The sequence below is a fragment of the Pseudomonas sp. B21-040 genome (genome assembly GCF_024748695.1).
In the GTDB taxonomy this organism is placed as follows: domain Bacteria; phylum Pseudomonadota; class Gammaproteobacteria; order Pseudomonadales; family Pseudomonadaceae; genus Aquipseudomonas.
The window spans coordinates 4,893,762-4,910,075 of sequence record NZ_CP087176.1; the positions used below are offsets into that span (position 1 = coordinate 4,893,762).

The window sequence follows — 16,314 nt, forward strand, 5'->3', positions numbered from 1 at the left end:
AAAAAGAGGCCCTTGAAAAGGGCCTCTTTTTAATGCGCTGGAAACTTAGTCCGGTTTGCCGTCAACCACACCGGCGGTGTTGTCGAGCAGGCTTTTGGTCGCCGTTTGCAGGAACGACTCGAGCTTGAGTTTCAACTCGGCAGTGCGCGGATCGTTAGGAACGATCTCGGCGTGCGGGTTGGCGCCCAGTTCGTAGCGGTACACCTTCGGCTCCATTTCCTTTTCTTTTGGCAGCACCAGGATCTGGTCAGCCGTAAGGATGGCGGTAGTCTGCTCGCTCCCCGACGGTTTGATCACGCCAAAACCGGCATCGCCTTCAGGCAGGTTGAGCAGGTCACGCCCCCAGCACTGATGGCGCACTTCGCCACCGATACGGCCCATGATGGTCGGCACGATGTCGATCTGAGTGCCGACGGTGTGGTCACGCTGGCCGAACTTTTCCTGGATACCCGGCGCGATCATCAGCATCGGAACGTTGAAGCGGCCCAGGTCCATTTCGGTGATTTGCTGTTCGTTGCCGAAACCATGGTCACCCACGATCACGAACAGGGTTTCCTTGAAGTACGGCTCTTTACGCGCCTTCTCGAAGAATTGCCCGAGCGCCCAGTCGGAGTAGCGCATGGCGGTCAGGTGTTCGTTCAGGTTGCCGCGATCAGTCACGCGTTCAACCGGCAATGGCGTCGGCAAGGCATACGGCGTGTGGTTCGACAGCGTCTGCAGCAAGGCATAGAACGGCTTGCCATTTCCACGAGCCTTGAGCTCTACCAGGCCACGGTCGAACATATCCTGGTCAGACACGCCCCAAGTAGGGTCGGAGAACACCGGGTTCACGTAGTCGTTACGCCCGATGAAGTTGGTCATGCCCTGGTTGCTGAAGAAACCCGACTGGTTATCCCAGGCGAAATCGCCGTTGTAGACGTATACGTCGTCGAAGTCGCGGGCACTGAGCAACTGCGGCAGACCGGACAATTTGTGGCTGCCTTCCGGGGTTTGCATCAGGTATTCGAAACCCGGCAGGTTCGGGAAGCAGGCCATGGTGGCAAACATGCCCTGGTGGGTGTGGGTGCCATTGGAGAAGAAGCGGTCGAACAACAGGCCTTCCTTCGACAGTTTGTCGAGGTAGGGGGTGATGTTACCCGGGCCGCCCAACGCGCCGACCGAGTGACCGGCCATGCTTTCCATCAGGATCACCACCACGTTCTTGATCGGCAGGGTCTTGTCGGCCGGTGGTGTGTAGTCGCGACGCACGGCGGCGATGTCGGCATCCACCAGTTTTTCGTCTTTCATCACCAGCATGTCACGCACGGTCTGCTGAGCCTGAGGCTGCGGCAGCGTAGCTTTCCAGATGTTGTCGCGATCTTCGGACATCCGGCTCTTGGCCGCCGCGATCAACGACAGTGTGCCGTTGAGGCCCAACTGGTTGGCGAAGTTCGAGTCGGTGGTGTAAACGTCACCCCAGCGCAGCGGCGGGCCCTGACGCAAAGTGCCACGAGCGGCCACTACGCAGATCAGCAGGCAAACGACGAACACGCCGATGCGCGCATACCACGGGGCGATCTGGCGAGTGCCGATGCTGCCGCCGCTGAACGGGCCGCGAGGACGGGTCGCACGATCAGCGCCCTTGAACGCCAGGGTCAGAATCAATGTGCCAAAGGCCCAGGCCAGCAGATAGCGAACCACCGGGAAACCGTACCAGAGCATGCTCATCACGGTTTTCGGGTCTTCCTTCACGTACTGGAAGACCAGACCGTTGAGGCGCTGGTGGAACTCGCGGTAGAAGTCCATCTCCATCAGGCCGAGGAACAGCGCGATGCTCGACGCGATGGTCAGCCAGAAACGGAAGAAGCCGCGCGCAGCCATGGCCCGCGCGCTGAACAGTGCCAGCAACAGCGGAATGCAAAGGTAGACCACCAGTCGCAGGTCGAAACGCAGACCGTTGGCGAATGCTTCAAGGAAAGTGGAAGCCGGTGTGTCGAGGATCATCGAGCGGTTGTAGACCAGCAGCGCAACACGCAGCAGGCTGAACATGACCATCATGATCAAGGCGCACAGCAGCGTGTAGGCCAGGTGCGATTTGACGGTCGGTTGCAGCAGGCGACTAGAAGCTCGCTGCTGATTCAGGGCGTCCGGGTTTGCCATGTCGTTTTAGGACCCATTGGAAGTTGAAGTTTCAAAAAATACTGCGGCGCCCTGCCCTCTGTTAGCCAATACCTGGCCCCGGGGCTTGCGCGGTGCGCAAATGTTGCACGATCACCCGCCTCATTGCCATTGATTACTGTTTGACTGGCGGGTGCGGGCGGATTGTCTTGGAGCCATTGTGAAAATTTTGTGCAACGCATATCCGGAAACACAATAAAACCGGGGCCTGCGTTAAAACGCAAACGCCCCGAACCAGTCGGGGCGTTTTGTAGAACAACGCTGTGATTACTTCTCGGCGCGTTGTTTCAGGGCTTTCAAAGTATCGAACGGCGCATCGACCACAAACTTGTTGGCAACCATCGACGGCACGCTGCCGCCTGGCTCGGTGTGAACCTGATAGGTCACTTCAACCTGGTCACCCTTGGGTACGAACTTCCAGAAGCCGTCGACCTTGGTGACGCGCACGAAACCTTTTTCTTCCGGGACGTATTTCGGTACGCCTTCGAGCTTGCGGGTCAGGCTGCCATCGGCACCTTCGACGGTGGTGACGTGCAGCACCGAGTCACGCGGGGTAACCGGCCATGGGGTATTGAATTGGGTGTAGGTCCAGCTCTGGTCACCTTCATGCTTGAGCAGCTTTTGGGTTTTGCATTCGTGAATCCAGGCACAGGCACCGGACACGTCTTCCTGCAGTGCGCGCAGTTTGGCAACAGTGGTCTTCATCAATACGACGCCCTGGTAGGCCTTGTAGTCCGAGCCAGGCACTTCACTCAGGGAGACCTTGATGCCGTCCTCGTTCTTGGCGACTTTCCAGTCTTCAGCCTGAACGGCCGTGGTGGTCAACGCGGCGGTCAGTCCACACAAAACAGCAATACGATGCAGCGAACCCATAGTCTTATTCCTTATTGTTGAAGTTCCGTTGTTTGAACACATCACGCCGCGGTCATTTGCTCCCACCATCCCAGCAATTTGATCGCCTCGTCACTGCTGCTTCCGCACACTTCGGCGTCGGCTTCAAATGCCGAACACACCGCGGGGCGCTCCGGGTTGCCGAAGATGCTGCACAGGTTATCGACCGAAAGTTGTACGCAACGTTCGCCCGCGGCTTTGCCATTGGGCATACCGGGAATCGGTGAACTGATGGAAGGGGCAATGCAACAGGCGCCACAGCCTTCACGGCATTTCATGACGACGAGCTCCTCACGAGGTGTGATATGTAAAAGGACGGGGCACAGAGTAACCGCTAAAACAGTTGTTTAAAATTACCTGAACCGGGGTTTTTTCGTTCAAATCAACGTGACTGACCAGTCTCCGACAAAGCGTCTGGCCTGCGGGTCACGGATGGGAATGATTTACTGCTTGAACTCGAAATCCAGCGCCGCCCCTTCGACTTCCCGGCGCTCTTCATTGCGCAGTTGCAACTGCATTTCGTTGCTGAGCAAACGGCCGTTCAATTGAAAAGGGCTGCTGTCCGGCTTTTTTTCGCCAAACATGGGCGGCAACAACGGATCGTGCCTGGGCAAAGGCACAGTGCCGAGCGGTTTGAATTCTTCTGCCATTTGCGGGGGCAGTCTCAAATCAAGATTGGCGGAAGGAAGCTGGGTTTTCACCACTTCACTGGCCGGTTTCGACTTGGAGGCAATGGGTGGTCGCTTTTTCACCACAGCCGCATTCTTTTTGGCTGGCGCGGCTTTCTTGGCGGGTGCCGGCTTTTTCGACGTTGCGCTGACTGCCGGTTTTTCCTGACCAGCCGCCGCCATGACGCCTTCGGCTTGAACGGTCATCAACAGGCAAAAAGACAGGCAGACGGCAGGAAAAATCGGCTTCATGAACCCAACAGCGCTAACGGCAGAGGGCCATATGCTCGCCTGTTGCACGTCACATGACAAGCACCGCGCAAAACGACCGCACGACGGCTTAGAAGCCGCCGGCCATCTCCTGGCAAAGTTGCGTCGCCAACATCCCCAAGGTCATCAAGGCACGTTCGGCTTCTCGATTCCAGGGGATGCCACAGTTCAGCCGAATGCAGTGATTGAACTGCTCGGTGTTACTGAAGATCAGCCCCGGCGCGATGCTGATGCCCTGCTGCAACGCCCGTACGTGCAGTTCCTGTGTGTTTACCCGTCCCGGCAAACTGACCCACAGAATGAAGCCGCCAGTAGGCCGGGTCATCTGCGTGCCTTCCGGGAAGTATTGCTGGACTGCGAGCTGAAAGGCGCTGAGGTTCTTGCGGTATTCCTGACGGATGTAGCGCAAGTGTCGGTCGTAACCGCCGTTTTCCAGATAAGCCGCAATGCCCATTTGCGTGACGCTGCAGGCCGAATGGGTACTGAACGTCTGCAAGCGCTGGATTTCCTGCTGGTACTTGCCAGCGATCATCCAGCCGATCCGCACGCCCGGCGACAAGGTCTTGGAGAAGCTGGAACAATAGATGACCCGATCCAGCCGATCGTAGGCCTTGAGCGATTTGGTGCGCCCCTGCTCGAACATCAGCTCGCCGTAAATATCATCTTCGACAATCTGGATGTCGAAATCCGACGCCAGGCGCAGCAATTGTTTCTGGCGTTCCTCGGGCATGGTTCCGCCCAATGGATTGCTCAGACGCGTGGTCAACACCAGCGCCTTGATCGACCATTGATTGGCCGCCAGTTGCAGGGCTTCCAGGCTCATGCCGGTAGCGGGGTCGCTGGGGATTTCGATCACTTTGAGACCGAGCAAGTCGGCCAGTTGCAGCAGACCATAATAAGTCGGTGATTCGGCGGCGATCAGGTCGCCGGGCCGAGTCAGTACCCGCAATGACATCTGCAATGCATCGACGCAGCCGTGGGTGATGACCACTTCGGAGGGATCAACCACCACACCGGCATCGCGCATGCGGATCGCCACCTGCCGGCGCAGCGGTTCGAAGCCGGGGCTGAACATGTAGCTGAAGGCACGCGGGCTATGGAATCGGGTGACTTTGGCCAATTGCTGATGCAGCGCCCGCACCGGCAGGTAATCGACGCTGGGCACCGCGGCGCCCAGCGGAAAAACGCCTTCGCGGCGGGATTCGACCAACACTTGTTGAATGATGCTGCTGCGCGTGACCAGGCCTGGGCGCTCGACCCGGGCAATGTCGGGAGTCGGCGCGGTCAGGGCCGGTGTCTGGTGAACGTAATAACCCGACTGCGGCCGGGCACGGATCAGGCCCTGATCTTCAAGATTGGCATACGCCTGCAACACCGTCGCATGGCTGACGTTGAGCTGCGAACTCATCTTGCGCACCGAAGGCACGCGCTCTCCCGGTTGATAGACACCACGGCGGATGTCTTCGGCCAGTTGTTGAGCAATACGTTGGTAGAGCAAAAGATTGGTCATGACGCAGCACTCGATTTCACGGGCATTTTATTCTTGTGGGGAACAATACCGGAACAGTTTAGAAGTGTACTGGGACAGTTGCCACAATAGTCGACCATACAGTGCAGTGTCAGCAAAATCTGTACTGCTTTTTGGGAGAACGTGAAGCCGTTTGCAGGCGTAAAAAAACCCGGCGCTGACTGGCAGGCCGGGCTTTCCAATGACGCAGCCCTTAGCGAGCAGCGCCCAATTGGCCTTTTTCGTCGGAGAAAACAATTTCCACGCGGCGGTTTTGCGCACGACCGCGCTCGGAGGCGTTCACGTCCACCGGGTATTCATCCCCGTACCCTTCGACATGAATGCGCTTTTCATCGATCCCCAGATCCATCAGCACATCGGCTACCGACTGTGCACGGTCACGGGACAGCTTGATATTGTCCTGCTTGCCACCGGTGCTGTCGGTATACCCCTCGATCCGCACCACGCGGTTGGGGTTGAGCTGCAGGAACTGCACGATCTTCAATACCACGCGGTTGGCCGAGTTCTTCAGCTCCGCCTCGCCCGTATCGAACAGCATATCGCCCAATGTCATCACCAGACCGCGGTCGGTCTGAGTAGTGGTCAATGCGAGGATCTGTTCTTCGAGCCATTTGCCTTGCTGTTGCACGCTAACCAGTTTGGATTCACGCAGAGCCAATTGCAGACGCTGACGCTCCAGTTCGAGCTTCACCGCGCGCTCTTCGTTGAGCACTTGATTGGTGTGCTCACGCGCAATTTCGCTGTAGCGCTGGCTCAAGTAGGCGTAATGCACGACGTCCCAACCACTGCCCCAATAGCTGGACAGACGATCGGCGCGGGCCAGGGATTCACCGGCGCGTATCACGTCTTTGGGCGCGATACGCAGCACATTGGAGTCTTCCTTGACCTTCTGGAAGTCTGCGCCAGCCTCTTGCAAGGCGGCTTCACTGTGTTGACCGGCGCACCCATACAGGCTTGCACAACCGGCGAGGATCAAGCCGCCGAGAACTGTTGACTTGAGGCTCATTGGGCATCTCCCAGTTGCTTGCGCAAACGAGTGATGCGGGTGTTGAGCACATTCAATTGCTCCTCGCTCTTGAGGGTCAGCACTTTGGCTTCAGCCAGACGCGCGTCCAGCTCGGCCTGCTCGGCCCGCATGCGCGCATGTTTGTAGGACTGGTCAGCCATGTTGCCTTGGGCACGGGCGAATTTTTCTTCGGCCAGCTTCATTTCCGGCACGTCTTCGGCGGTGGCACCCACGGCTTTGGCTTGTACGAGTGCCTGTTCGGTCAGGCGAATCTGTTCATTCGGCGCAGGGTCAGCTGCACAACCCGCCAGAGCCAGAACGGCCAGGGCAGCGAAAAGAGGTCGAATACTCACTAAAAATCCCTACTGTTTTGGGGCGCTGACAGGTTGTTGCTGTTGCTGCGCTTTCCAACGCTCGATATTGCGCTGCAATGCGGTGTCCGCCAGTCCTGAGGCGGGCAATTCTGTCATCTTTTTGGCCAGCTGTCCGCGCAACCAAGGATCGTTGCAGGCGGAGTTATGAGACACCGCGAGGAACAGGCCGGGTTTGTCGACGGGTTCGGCATGGGCGATCAGGTCGTTGGCCATGCTCAATGCCTGCGCGGCCGCCATGCCTGAATAGCGGCCCGCGAGAACAAACTCCACTTCACCCAAGAGCAGTTTCTGAAACGCCTGGGTCAGGTTGGGCGTGCGGCTGAGCGTCAGTTGCTGCTCGGCAAAAGTGCTGAATGCCGGGGTCATTCGAGACTTTTCCGACAATGCGCCGGGATGGCCGTGAAGGTCTTGCACGTTGTTGTAGACCAGTTTCGAGTCTTTACGTGTCCAGACCAGGTAGTCGTTTTCCAGTAGGGGCGGATGAATGTAATCGAGGGTTTCCAGCTCAGTGACCGTCAATGGCGTGTCCGCCAGCAGGTCCATGCGCCCGCTGCGCACTTCGTCCAGCGCCTGGGAGCGTTTGCCGGCGTAGAGCAACTCGACTTTGATGCCCAATTCCCCCGCCACGTGCTGCAACAGATCAGCACTGGCACCGATCAGGTGCTTTGGATCTTGCGGGTCTTGCCACAGGTACGGCGGCGCATCCGGACTTCCGGTTACCACCAGCCGCTCGCACTTGCCCGCTGCACTGGACAATGCCGGCAACACCGTCAAGCCCAGCAGTAATGACCAGCCACATACGCAGCGCAGATCCATGGCAACACTCTCCACTAAAACCCTGTTATCGCCTGTAGGAGCTGTCGAGTGAAACGAGGCTGCGAATTTTCAGGTCCACTCGAATCCCAAGCGGAAGATCAAAAGATCGCAGCCTCGTTTCACTCGACATCTCCTACAGAAGAACAAAAAAAAGCCCGACCAAAAGGTCGGGCTCTTTATAAGTCAGGCCGCTGGATTAGACCAGCTTCTCGAACTCGGGGATGGCTTCGAACAGGTCCGCCACCAGGCCGTAATCGGCCACCTGGAAGATCGGCGCTTCTTCGTCCTTGTTGATCGCAACGATCACTTTGGAGTCTTTCATGCCGGCCAGGTGCTGGATCGCGCCGGAGATACCGACGGCGATGTACAGCTGTGGAGCAACGATCTTGCCGGTCTGACCGACCTGCATGTCGTTGGGTACAAAACCTGCGTCGACCGCGGCGCGGGAAGCACCGACAGCAGCGCCCAGCTTGTCGGCCAGGGCGTACAGGTGTTTGAAGTTGTCGCCGTTCTGCATGCCGCGACCGCCGGAAACGACGATTTTGGCAGCGGTCAGTTCCGGACGATCGGACTTGGCCAGTTCTTCGCCAACGAAGCTCGAAGTGCCAGCGTCGTGAGCAGCCGCAACGGCTTCAACAGCAGCCGAACCACCTTCAGCAGCCACCGGGTCGAAACCGGTAGCACGCACGGTGATGACTTTCACCGAAGCGGTCGACTGAACGGTAGCGATAGCGTTACCGGCGTAGATCGGGCGCTTGAAGGTGTCAGCGCTTTCAACCGAGATGATCTCGGAGATCTGGTCAACGTCCAGCGCGGCAGCAACGCGCGGCAGGATGTTTTTGCCGTTGGAAGTCGCGGCAGCCAGGATGTGGCTGTAGCCCTTGCCCAATTCAGCGACCAGCGGAGCAACGTTTTCCGGCAACTGGTGAGCGTAAGCGGCGTTGTCGGCCAGCAGCACTTTAGCCACGCCAGCGACTTTCGCAGCGGCTTCAGCCACGGCGCCAGCGCCCTGACCTGCAACCAGAACGTGGATGTCGCCACCGATTTTGGCAGCAGCAGCAACGGTGTTCAGCGTGGCCGGGGCCAGCACTTTGTTGTCGTGTTCAGCAATAACCAAGATAGTCATTTAGATTACCTTCGCTTCGTTTTTCAGTTTCTCGACCAGTTCAGCCACCGACTTGACCTTGATACCCGCGCTGCGTGCAGCTGGCGCTTCGACTTTCACGGTCTTGTTGGTGGAGGCGGTGGAAACGCCCAAAGCATCCGGAGTCAGCACTTCGAGAGGCTTCTTCTTGGCTTTCATGATGTTTGGCAGGGACGCATAACGCGGCTCGTTCAAACGCAGGTCGGTGGTGACGATCGCCGGCAGTTTCAGGGAAACTGTCTGCGCGCCGCCGTCGACTTCGCGAGTCACGGCAACACTGTCGCCGCTGATTTCGACTTTCGAAGCGAACGTGCCCTGACCGTAGCCGCTCAATGCAGCGAGCATCTGGCCAGTCTGGTTGTTGTCGCTGTCGATGGCTTGTTTGCCAAGGATCACCAGCTGAGGCTGTTCCTTGTCGACAACCGCTTTCAACAGTTTGGCAACGGCCAGGGAAGTCAGGTCTTCGGCGGACTCGACGAGGATGGCGCGGTCGGCACCCAGAGCCAGCGCGGTGCGCAGTTGCTCTTGAGCGGTGGACGGGCCGACGGAGACGACGACGATTTCAGTCGCAACACCTTTCTCTTTCAGGCGTACGGCTTCTTCCACTGCGATTTCGCAGAACGGGTTCATCGACATCTTCACGTTAGCGAGGTCGACGCCGGAATTGTCCGCCTTGACGCGAACCTTGACGTTGTAATCCACAACGCGTTTGACAGCTACAAGAACCTTCATGGATTCCTCGTTACTCTCCGGTGAAAAGAAAGTCGCCTAGGCGAACCTGGCGGTTGATGCTCATCGGGCGCAAGGGCACCTCTAAAAACGCCGGCAATCGTGTCAAGTGACCTTCGCTCACGATGATGATGACCGTTCGTCAGTAGTGACTGAGGAGTCATTCATTATCGCGGCGTGTAAACTGCGCGCCAAACCTGCGCTACGCATCACCTTGTACGGCCTTCGCCCTGTCTTTAGAGGTGCTCTTGAAACCAACAGCCAGCCTACGGCGAGCGCAAAACCGACCGTATATTGACCGGAACGCCTATTCCGGTCAATACGGCTAAATGGCCGTTCGTAAGCCGCGTGACTTTGATTTCTCTGGCTTTGAGCCAATTCAAACAAACGTTTGTATTGGACGCTGAGAGTGGTGTAGATATAATGCGCCACCCAGAGAGAAAGGTGGCTCATCGATTATCCTCTCCTGGCATTGTGCCGGGATTCATGGATGCGACACCAAACCTCCAATTAGAAAAAAAACTGTTGAGCCTTGAGTAGGAGATAACCTGTGGAACGCGAATACATGGAATTCGACGTGGTCATCGTCGGTGCCGGCCCCGCTGGTCTTTCCGCCGCCTGCCGTTTGAAGCAGAAGGCCGCCGAAGCCGGTAAGGAAATCAGCGTCTGCGTGGTCGAAAAAGGCTCCGAAGTCGGCGCACACATTCTTTCTGGCGCGGTGTTCGAACCTCGGGCTCTGAACGAACTGTTCCCGGACTGGAAAGAACTCGGCGCCCCACTGAACACGCCGGTCACCCGCGATGACATCTTCGTTCTCAAGAACGCTGAAAGCGCGCAAAAAGTTCCAGACCTCTTTGTGCCCAAGACCATGCACAACGAAGGCAACTACATCATCTCCCTGGGTAACCTGTGCCGCTGGCTGGCCCAGCAAGCCGAGAACCTGGGCGTGGAAATCTACCCGGGCTTCGCCGCTCAGGAAGCGCTGTTCGACGAGAACGGCGTGGTTCGCGGGATCATCACCGGCGACCTGGGTGTTGACCGTGAAGGCAATCCGAAAGAAGGCCTGTACACCCCTGGCATGGAACTGCGTGGCAAATACACGCTGTTCGCCGAAGGCTGCCGTGGCCACATCGGCAAGCAACTGATCAAGCGCTTCAACCTCGACAGCGAAGCCGATGCCCAGCATTACGGCATCGGCCTGAAAGAGATCTGGGAAATCGATCCAGCCAAGCATCAGCCGGGCCTGGTGGTTCACACCGCTGGCTGGCCGCTGGACATCATGGGCACCGAGAACACCGGCGGCTCGTTCCTTTATCACCTGGAAAACAACCAGGTGGTCGTCGGCCTGATCGTCGACCTCTCCTACAGCAACACTTACCTGTCGCCGTTCGACGAGTTCCAGCGCCTCAAGCATCACCCGGTGCTCAAGCAGTACCTGGAAGGCGGCAAGCGCATCAGCTACGGCGCGCGTGCTATCTGCAAAGGCGGCTTGAACTCGTTGCCGAAAATGGTCTTCAAGGGCGGCGCGCTGATCGGTTGCGACCTCGGCACCCTGAACTTCGCCAAGATCAAAGGCAGCCACACCGCGATGAAATCCGGCATGCTCGCCGCTGAATCCGTGGCCCAAGCGCTGTTCGCCGAGAAAGACGGCACCGAAGAGCTGACCACTTACGTCGACGCCTTCAAGAAGAGCTGGCTCTACGACGAACTGTTCGCCAGCCGTAACTTCGGCCCGGCGATCCACAAGTTCGGCGCGATCGTCGGCGGTGGTTTCAACTGGCTGGACCAGAACATCTTCGGCGGCAAACTGCCGTTCACCTTGCACGATACCAAGCCGGATTACGCTTGCCTCAAGCTCGCGGTCGACTGCAAGAAGATCGACTACCCGAAACCGGACGGCAAGATCAGCTTCGACAAACTCAGCTCGGTGTTCATCTCCGGTACCAACCACGAAGAAGAGCAGCCGTGCCACTTGAAACTGGCTGATGCGAGCATCCCGATCGGCAAAAACCTGCCGCTGTACGATGAACCCGCTCAACGTTATTGCCCGGCCGGCGTGTACGAAGTGATCACCAAGGAAGACGGCGAAAAGCGCTTCCAGATCAACGCCCAGAACTGCGTTCACTGCAAGACCTGCGACATCAAGGACCCTGCACAGAACATCACCTGGGTCACACCGGAAGGTGCTGGCGGCCCGACTTACCCGAATATGTAAGCCGAACGCCTGAACATCAAGGCTCCCGAATGGGGGCCTTTTTGTTGCCCGCTAATATTGTAGGAGCCGAGCTTGCTCGCGATAGCGGTGTGTCTGACAACAATGATGTCGGATGACAATCCGCTATCGCGAGCAAGCTCGGCTCCTACAGGCGGATCCATTGCCAACTCAGGCGGCGCGTTCTTCCCCAGGATTACGCTCGAAGTACCGCTTGTACTCGCGACTGAATTGCGACGTGCTTTGATACCCCACACGGTGCGCCACCTGCGCGACGCCCAGCCCCTCTGACATCAGCAACGCCTGCGCCTTGAGCAGCCGCAAACGCTTGAGATACTGCACCGGCGACAACAATGTGCTGCGCTTGAAATGCTCGTGGAACGTCGACGCACTCATGTTCGCGCAACTGGCCAGGGTCTCGACATTCAACGGTTCGGTGTAATGCGCATGCAGATGACTGAGTGATGCTGCAATCCGGGCGAATTGCCCCTGTTGCTCCACCAGCGCCCGCAACACGTCGGCCTGAGGTCCACGCAGCGCCACGAACAACAATTCACGCAATCGCGCCGGGCCCATGATCCGGCTCTCCAGCGGATCGTGCAGACAACGCAGCAGCCGCTCGACACATCCGCGCATTTCATCATCGAGCACCGCCGAAGTCATGGACTCTGGCGTTTGCGCCGCAATATGACGCCCCGGCGCCAACCCCATTGCCAGCACCAACTCGCCCAGCATCACCCTGTCGATCGCGACCGACACCCCCAGCATCGGCCCGCCGGGTGCCGCAAAGGTTTCACACTCGAACGGCACCGGCAGCGCCTGAATCAAGTAATGCCCGGCGCCATATTCAAGGGTGCGCGGCCCCAGATACGCCAGTTTGCTGCCCTGGGCGATGATCACCAGGCTCGGTTCATAGATCTGTGGCCCACGGGCGACATCGCAACTGGCGCGTAAAACCTGCACGCCCGGCAATGCAGTCGGCACGAAGCCATCACGGGTGGACAGTGGCTCGATGAGCGAAACCAGGGTGGCATTGGCATCGAGGTGACGGGTCAACTGCATGGAAGCTCTTCACAAAAAAGTCGCGAGAAAAGGGATGAAAGCATCATCGCAGGTCTGGTTACCAATGGGATCGGTCAAAGGCTGATGCCGGAGGAATAGGCATGACACCCGGAGGAATCGCCATGGCCGGTGATCGGCGTGGCGCCCAAAATGCGCCGCCTCACCTGTCACTGCTTTTGCGAGGTTCCTCATGTACACCGCCATCGGATACGCCGCCCAGTCGCCCTCCACTCCCCTCGCCCCGATGAAATTCGAACGCCGCAGCCCTCGCGCCGACGACGTTGCCATCGAGATTCTCTACTGTGGCGTCTGCCATTCCGACATCCACCAGGCGCGAAACGAGTGGGGCATTGCCGTGTACCCGCTAATGCCCGGCCACGAGATCGTAGGCAAAGTCACCGCCATCGGTGCGAACGTTACCCAACACCAAGTCGGCGATTTGGTCGGTGTCGGTTGCATGGTCGACTCCTGCCGCAGCTGCGAAGCCTGTCAGTCCAACCTTGAGCAATATTGCCTGGAAGGCCCGACGATGACCTACGCCACCCCGGACCGGGTCGATGGCAGCAACACCATGGGCGGCTACTCCGACAGCATCGTCGTCAGCGAACACTTTGTGGTGCGCATCCCGGAAAAACTTGCGCTGGCCAGCGCCGCGCCGATCCTGTGCGCCGGCATCACCACCTACTCGCCGCTCAAACACTACGGCGTGAAGCCTGGCGACAAAGTCGGGATTCTCGGCATGGGCGGCCTCGGCCACATGGGCATCAAGTTCGCCAAGGCGATGGGCGCCGAAGTCACGTTGTTCACCCGTTCGGCGAGCAAGGCTGAAGAAGCCCGGCGTCAGGGCGCGGACCATGTGATCGTGTCCACCGATGCCGAGCAGATGAAAACAGCGGCTGGCTATTTCGACTTCCTGCTGGACACCATTCCGGTGCAGCACGACCTCAATCCCTACCTCGACACCCTGCGCTTCGACGGCGTGCACATTCTGGTCGGCTTGATCGAACCGGTGGACCCGCCCGTGCACGCCGCCAAACTGGTGTTGGGCCGTCGCATGCTGGCTGGTTCGTTGATTGGCGGCATTGCCGAAACCCAGGAAGTGCTGGATTTCTGCGCCGAGCACAACATCACGTGCGACATCGAAATGCTCGACATTCGCCAGATCAACGAGGCCTACACCCGTATGATCGCCGGTGACGTCAAGTACCGTTTCGTGATCGACATGGCGACCCTCAAGGTTTAAACCTTCAGGCCAAGCTCCGCCGACAGCCGGGCCGTGACCCCTTTGATCAGGGGAATCAGCTCGGCCATTTTTTCCAGCGGCATGTACGGCACGGTGCTGGCGATGCTGATACCGGCGACGATGCGTTTGCTCGCATCGCGGATCGGTGCCGCCACGCAACGGATCGACGGTTCGTTGTCTTCCAGGTCAAAGGCGTAACCACCCGCCACGTACTCGACCATGCGCTGCTGAAACTGCTCCCAGGACTGCTCCGGGTGCAGCGGCCAGAACTGATTTTTCCCACCCGCCGGCAAGCTGACTTCGTACAGCCGCTGCCACTCTTGCTGCGTGTCATCGAGCATCAACGCCTTACCGATCCCGGTGCGCGCCAACGGCATGCGATGGCCGACCCGCGAACGCATTTCCGGGCCATTGCGTCCCGGATTCTTATGCAGGTACAGCACTTCGTCACCTTCACGAATCGCCAGGTGCACGGTGTCGCCAGTCAACGCCGACAGCTCATCCAGATACGGCCCGGCCAGCGTCACCAACGGCAACTCTTCGCGCGCCTGGAAACCCAGTTCGATCAACTTGGGCCCCAACAGGTAACCGACCTGCGGCACCACGCGCAGATAACGTTCGTCCACCAGGCAACTGGCCAGACGATGGGTGGTGCTGCGCGTCGTGCCGATCAGCCGGGCGATTTCCTTGAGATCGCGGGCGCCGCTGGCCACGGCCTGAACCACACCCAGACCACGAAGCAGTGTCTGGGTGCCGGTCGGTGCGGCGTCCTTGGCGATTTTTGGGGCGTCTTCCTGCATATCCAGCCTTTACCGTTGAGCGAGTGAACGGGCGGCATTATGGTCGCCCGATGCCTGCGACTACAACTTGATACGCTCGACTTTGCCGACCAGCAAGATGTAGGAAAGCGCGCCCATCAACGCCAGCACCGAGATGTAGGTAATCGCCGGGGCAAACGAATCACCGGTCGCCAGGAAGCCGATGACAATGGGCGTGGCAATCGCCGACAGGTTGCCGATGAAATTGAACACCCCGCCGGTCAGTCCCAGCAACCGTGCCGGGGCCAGGGTCGATACCAGCGACCAAGTGATCGAAGCCAGACCGTTGCCGAAAAAGGCCAACGCCAGGAATGCAATTACCAACGGCGTCGACTCGACGAAATTGGCGCCGATGATCGAGGTGGAAATCAGCAGCCCACCAATGATCGGCAGCTTGCGGGCGAAGCCTACGGTGTAACCACGACGAATCAGAAAATCCGAGAAAAACCCCGAACACAGCACGCCGACGAAGGCCGCGAGAAACGGCAGCGACGCCAGCAGGCCGGACTTGATGAAGTCCATGCCGCGATATTTCACCAGGTAGGTCGGGAACCACGTCAGAAAAAACCACAACGTCGAGTTGAGGCAGAACTGCCCGAGGTAGATGCCCCACAGCTTGCGCTTGGTCAGAACAATCCCGAGGTCCGTCCAGCTGAATTTCGCTTTGACTTTGGCTTGTTCAGCCTGGATATCCACCAACCCGCCGCCCTCGCGAATCAAGTCGATTTCAGCGTCGTTGGCGCCTTTGAAATCCCGGGGCTCGCGGTACACCGCATACCAGATCACCGCCCATAGAATCCCCACTGCGCCGGTGCTGACGAACACCATGTGCCAGCCGTAGGCGTGTTGCAGCCAGGCCAATACCGGCGTCAGGAACGCCAGGCCGACGAACTGCCCGGAGGTATAGAAACCGATGGCCGTGGCGCGTTCTCGCTCGGGAAACCAGGTGGTGACCACGCGGCTGTTGATCGGGTATGCCGGTGCTTCCAGGGCACCGACCGCCATGCGCAACACGAACAACGCGATGAAACTGGCGGCGAAACCGAGCATCACCGTAGCGATCGACCACAGCAGCAAGGCGACGCTGTAGAGGATGCGCGGCGGCACACGGTCCACCAGCCAGCCGCCGGGGATTTGCATCGCGGCATAGGTCCAGCCGAACGCCGAGAAGATCAACCCGACGTGGATCGGATCGATCCCCAATTCGCTGGTCAGCGCCGGGGCCGCGATGGACAGGTTGCTGCGGTCCAGGTAGTTGATCACCACGGTGATGAACAGCAGGACCATGATGAAAAATCGCTTGCGACTGGGCGTCACCAACGACGCTTGCCCAGTGAGGGTTTGCGGTTGCATGAGGAGTGCCTCTTCTTATGGTTATTGAGGTCAGTGGGCGCAA

General features: G+C 58.7%; 15 protein-coding genes. 2 read left to right on the plus strand and 13 right to left on the minus strand.

Annotated features, from left to right (window positions below):
• Positions 1-45: 45 nt before the first annotated feature.
• The 10 genes from LOY55_RS22375 to LOY55_RS22420 all read right to left on the minus strand — a co-directional run bounded on the left by LOY55_RS22375 (position 46) and on the right by LOY55_RS22420 (position 9,586).
• Entirely contained in the window at positions 46-2,139 is a 2,094-nt protein-coding gene (locus LOY55_RS22375; RefSeq protein WP_258666801.1) for an LTA synthase family protein, read from the minus strand.
• Positions 2,140-2,424: 285 nt separating this feature from the next.
• The gene (locus LOY55_RS22380; protein WP_223522271.1) at positions 2,425-3,030 is read right to left on the minus strand and encodes an START domain-containing protein; all 606 of its coding nucleotides are present in this window, start codon (positions 3,028-3,030) and stop codon (positions 2,425-2,427) included.
• A gap of 41 nt (positions 3,031-3,071) precedes the next feature.
• The gene (locus tag LOY55_RS22385; RefSeq protein ID WP_258666802.1) at positions 3,072-3,326 is read right to left on the minus strand and encodes a YkgJ family cysteine cluster protein; all 255 of its coding nucleotides are present in this window, start codon (positions 3,324-3,326) and stop codon (positions 3,072-3,074) included.
• 165 nt (positions 3,327-3,491) lie between these two features.
• Entirely contained in the window at positions 3,492-3,968 is a 477-nt protein-coding gene (locus LOY55_RS22390) for a hypothetical protein (RefSeq protein WP_046031721.1), read from the minus strand.
• Positions 3,969-4,056: 88 nt separating this feature from the next.
• Positions 4,057-5,496 carry a PLP-dependent aminotransferase family protein gene (locus LOY55_RS22395; RefSeq protein ID WP_046031720.1) on the minus strand — a complete coding sequence of 480 codons (1,440 nt, stop codon included), beginning with the start codon at positions 5,494-5,496 and terminating at the stop codon, positions 4,057-4,059.
• Between the two features lie 211 nt (positions 5,497-5,707).
• Positions 5,708-6,520 (minus strand): OmpA family protein, encoded by an 813-nt coding sequence (locus tag LOY55_RS22400; RefSeq protein WP_109785227.1) that lies wholly within the window; start codon positions 6,518-6,520, stop codon positions 5,708-5,710.
• Positions 6,517-6,873, minus strand: coding sequence for a DUF4398 domain-containing protein (locus LOY55_RS22405; protein ID WP_046031718.1), 357 nt, complete (start codon positions 6,871-6,873; stop codon positions 6,517-6,519). The genes LOY55_RS22400 and LOY55_RS22405 overlap by 4 nt, the downstream gene beginning before the upstream one ends.
• Before the next feature lie 9 nt (positions 6,874-6,882).
• On the minus strand, positions 6,883-7,710 hold the full coding sequence (locus tag LOY55_RS22410; protein ID WP_223522270.1) for an ABC transporter substrate-binding protein: 828 nt from the start codon (positions 7,708-7,710) through the stop codon (positions 6,883-6,885).
• 196 nt (positions 7,711-7,906) lie between these two features.
• Entirely contained in the window at positions 7,907-8,836 is a 930-nt protein-coding gene (locus LOY55_RS22415; protein ID WP_109785225.1) for an electron transfer flavoprotein subunit alpha/FixB family protein, read from the minus strand.
• On the minus strand, positions 8,837-9,586 hold the full coding sequence (locus LOY55_RS22420; RefSeq protein ID WP_007945693.1) for an electron transfer flavoprotein subunit beta/FixA family protein: 750 nt from the start codon (positions 9,584-9,586) through the stop codon (positions 8,837-8,839).
• 547 nt (positions 9,587-10,133) lie between these two features.
• On the opposite strand from LOY55_RS22420, the gene LOY55_RS22425 reads away from it, so the two are divergent.
• Positions 10,134-11,798 (plus strand): electron transfer flavoprotein-ubiquinone oxidoreductase, encoded by a 1,665-nt coding sequence (locus tag LOY55_RS22425; protein ID WP_046031715.1) that lies wholly within the window; start codon positions 10,134-10,136, stop codon positions 11,796-11,798.
• A gap of 168 nt (positions 11,799-11,966) precedes the next feature.
• Here LOY55_RS22425 and LOY55_RS22430 read toward each other — a convergent pair whose 3' ends face one another.
• The gene (locus tag LOY55_RS22430; RefSeq protein WP_223522269.1) at positions 11,967-12,857 is read right to left on the minus strand and encodes an AraC family transcriptional regulator; all 891 of its coding nucleotides are present in this window, start codon (positions 12,855-12,857) and stop codon (positions 11,967-11,969) included.
• Positions 12,858-13,047: 190 nt separating this feature from the next.
• Here LOY55_RS22430 and LOY55_RS22435 point away from each other — a divergent pair, with 190 nt between their 5' ends.
• Complete coding sequence (locus LOY55_RS22435) at positions 13,048-14,100, plus strand: NAD(P)-dependent alcohol dehydrogenase (RefSeq protein ID WP_223522268.1); 1,053 nt, start codon at positions 13,048-13,050, stop codon at positions 14,098-14,100.
• Here the strand turns inward: LOY55_RS22435 and LOY55_RS22440 are convergent.
• Together LOY55_RS22440 and LOY55_RS22445 are read right to left on the minus strand one after the other, a co-directional pair.
• Positions 14,097-14,900, minus strand: coding sequence for an IclR family transcriptional regulator (locus LOY55_RS22440; RefSeq protein ID WP_046031712.1), 804 nt, complete (start codon positions 14,898-14,900; stop codon positions 14,097-14,099). The two genes, LOY55_RS22435 and LOY55_RS22440, sit on opposite strands and share 4 nt — an antisense overlap.
• Positions 14,901-14,960: 60 nt before the next feature.
• A complete protein-coding gene (locus LOY55_RS22445; protein ID WP_046031711.1) occupies positions 14,961-16,271 on the minus strand; it encodes an MFS transporter in 1,311 nt (436 codons plus the stop codon).
• Positions 16,272-16,314 lie beyond the last annotated feature (43 nt).

What these genes read in the sequence shown, in the direction of transcription:
- LOY55_RS22375 (WP_258666801.1), bottom strand. Translation starts at nt 2,139, where the DNA reads ATGGCAAACCCGGACGCCCTGAATCAGCAGCGAGCTTCTAGTCGCCTG.
- LOY55_RS22380 (WP_223522271.1), bottom strand. Translation starts at nt 3,030, where the DNA reads ATGGGTTCGCTGCATCGTATTGCTGTTTTGTGTGGACTGACCGCCGCG.
- LOY55_RS22385 (WP_258666802.1), bottom strand. Translation starts at nt 3,326, where the DNA reads ATGAAATGCCGTGAAGGCTGTGGCGCCTGTTGCATTGCCCCTTCCATC.
- LOY55_RS22390 (WP_046031721.1), bottom strand. Translation starts at nt 3,968, where the DNA reads ATGAAGCCGATTTTTCCTGCCGTCTGCCTGTCTTTTTGCCTGTTGATG.
- LOY55_RS22395 (WP_046031720.1), bottom strand. Translation starts at nt 5,496, where the DNA reads ATGACCAATCTTTTGCTCTACCAACGTATTGCTCAACAACTGGCCGAA.
- LOY55_RS22400 (WP_109785227.1), bottom strand. Translation starts at nt 6,520, where the DNA reads ATGAGCCTCAAGTCAACAGTTCTCGGCGGCTTGATCCTCGCCGGTTGT.
- LOY55_RS22410 (WP_223522270.1), bottom strand. Translation starts at nt 7,710, where the DNA reads ATGGATCTGCGCTGCGTATGTGGCTGGTCATTACTGCTGGGCTTGACG.
- LOY55_RS22415 (WP_109785225.1), bottom strand. Translation starts at nt 8,836, where the DNA reads ATGACTATCTTGGTTATTGCTGAACACGACAACAAAGTGCTGGCCCCG.
- LOY55_RS22420 (WP_007945693.1), bottom strand. Translation starts at nt 9,586, where the DNA reads ATGAAGGTTCTTGTAGCTGTCAAACGCGTTGTGGATTACAACGTCAAG.
- LOY55_RS22430 (WP_223522269.1), bottom strand. Translation starts at nt 12,857, where the DNA reads ATGCAGTTGACCCGTCACCTCGATGCCAATGCCACCCTGGTTTCGCTC.
- LOY55_RS22435 (WP_223522268.1), top strand. Translation starts at nt 13,048, where the DNA reads ATGTACACCGCCATCGGATACGCCGCCCAGTCGCCCTCCACTCCCCTC.
- LOY55_RS22440 (WP_046031712.1), bottom strand. Translation starts at nt 14,900, where the DNA reads ATGCAGGAAGACGCCCCAAAAATCGCCAAGGACGCCGCACCGACCGGC.
- LOY55_RS22445 (WP_046031711.1), bottom strand. Translation starts at nt 16,271, where the DNA reads ATGCAACCGCAAACCCTCACTGGGCAAGCGTCGTTGGTGACGCCCAGT.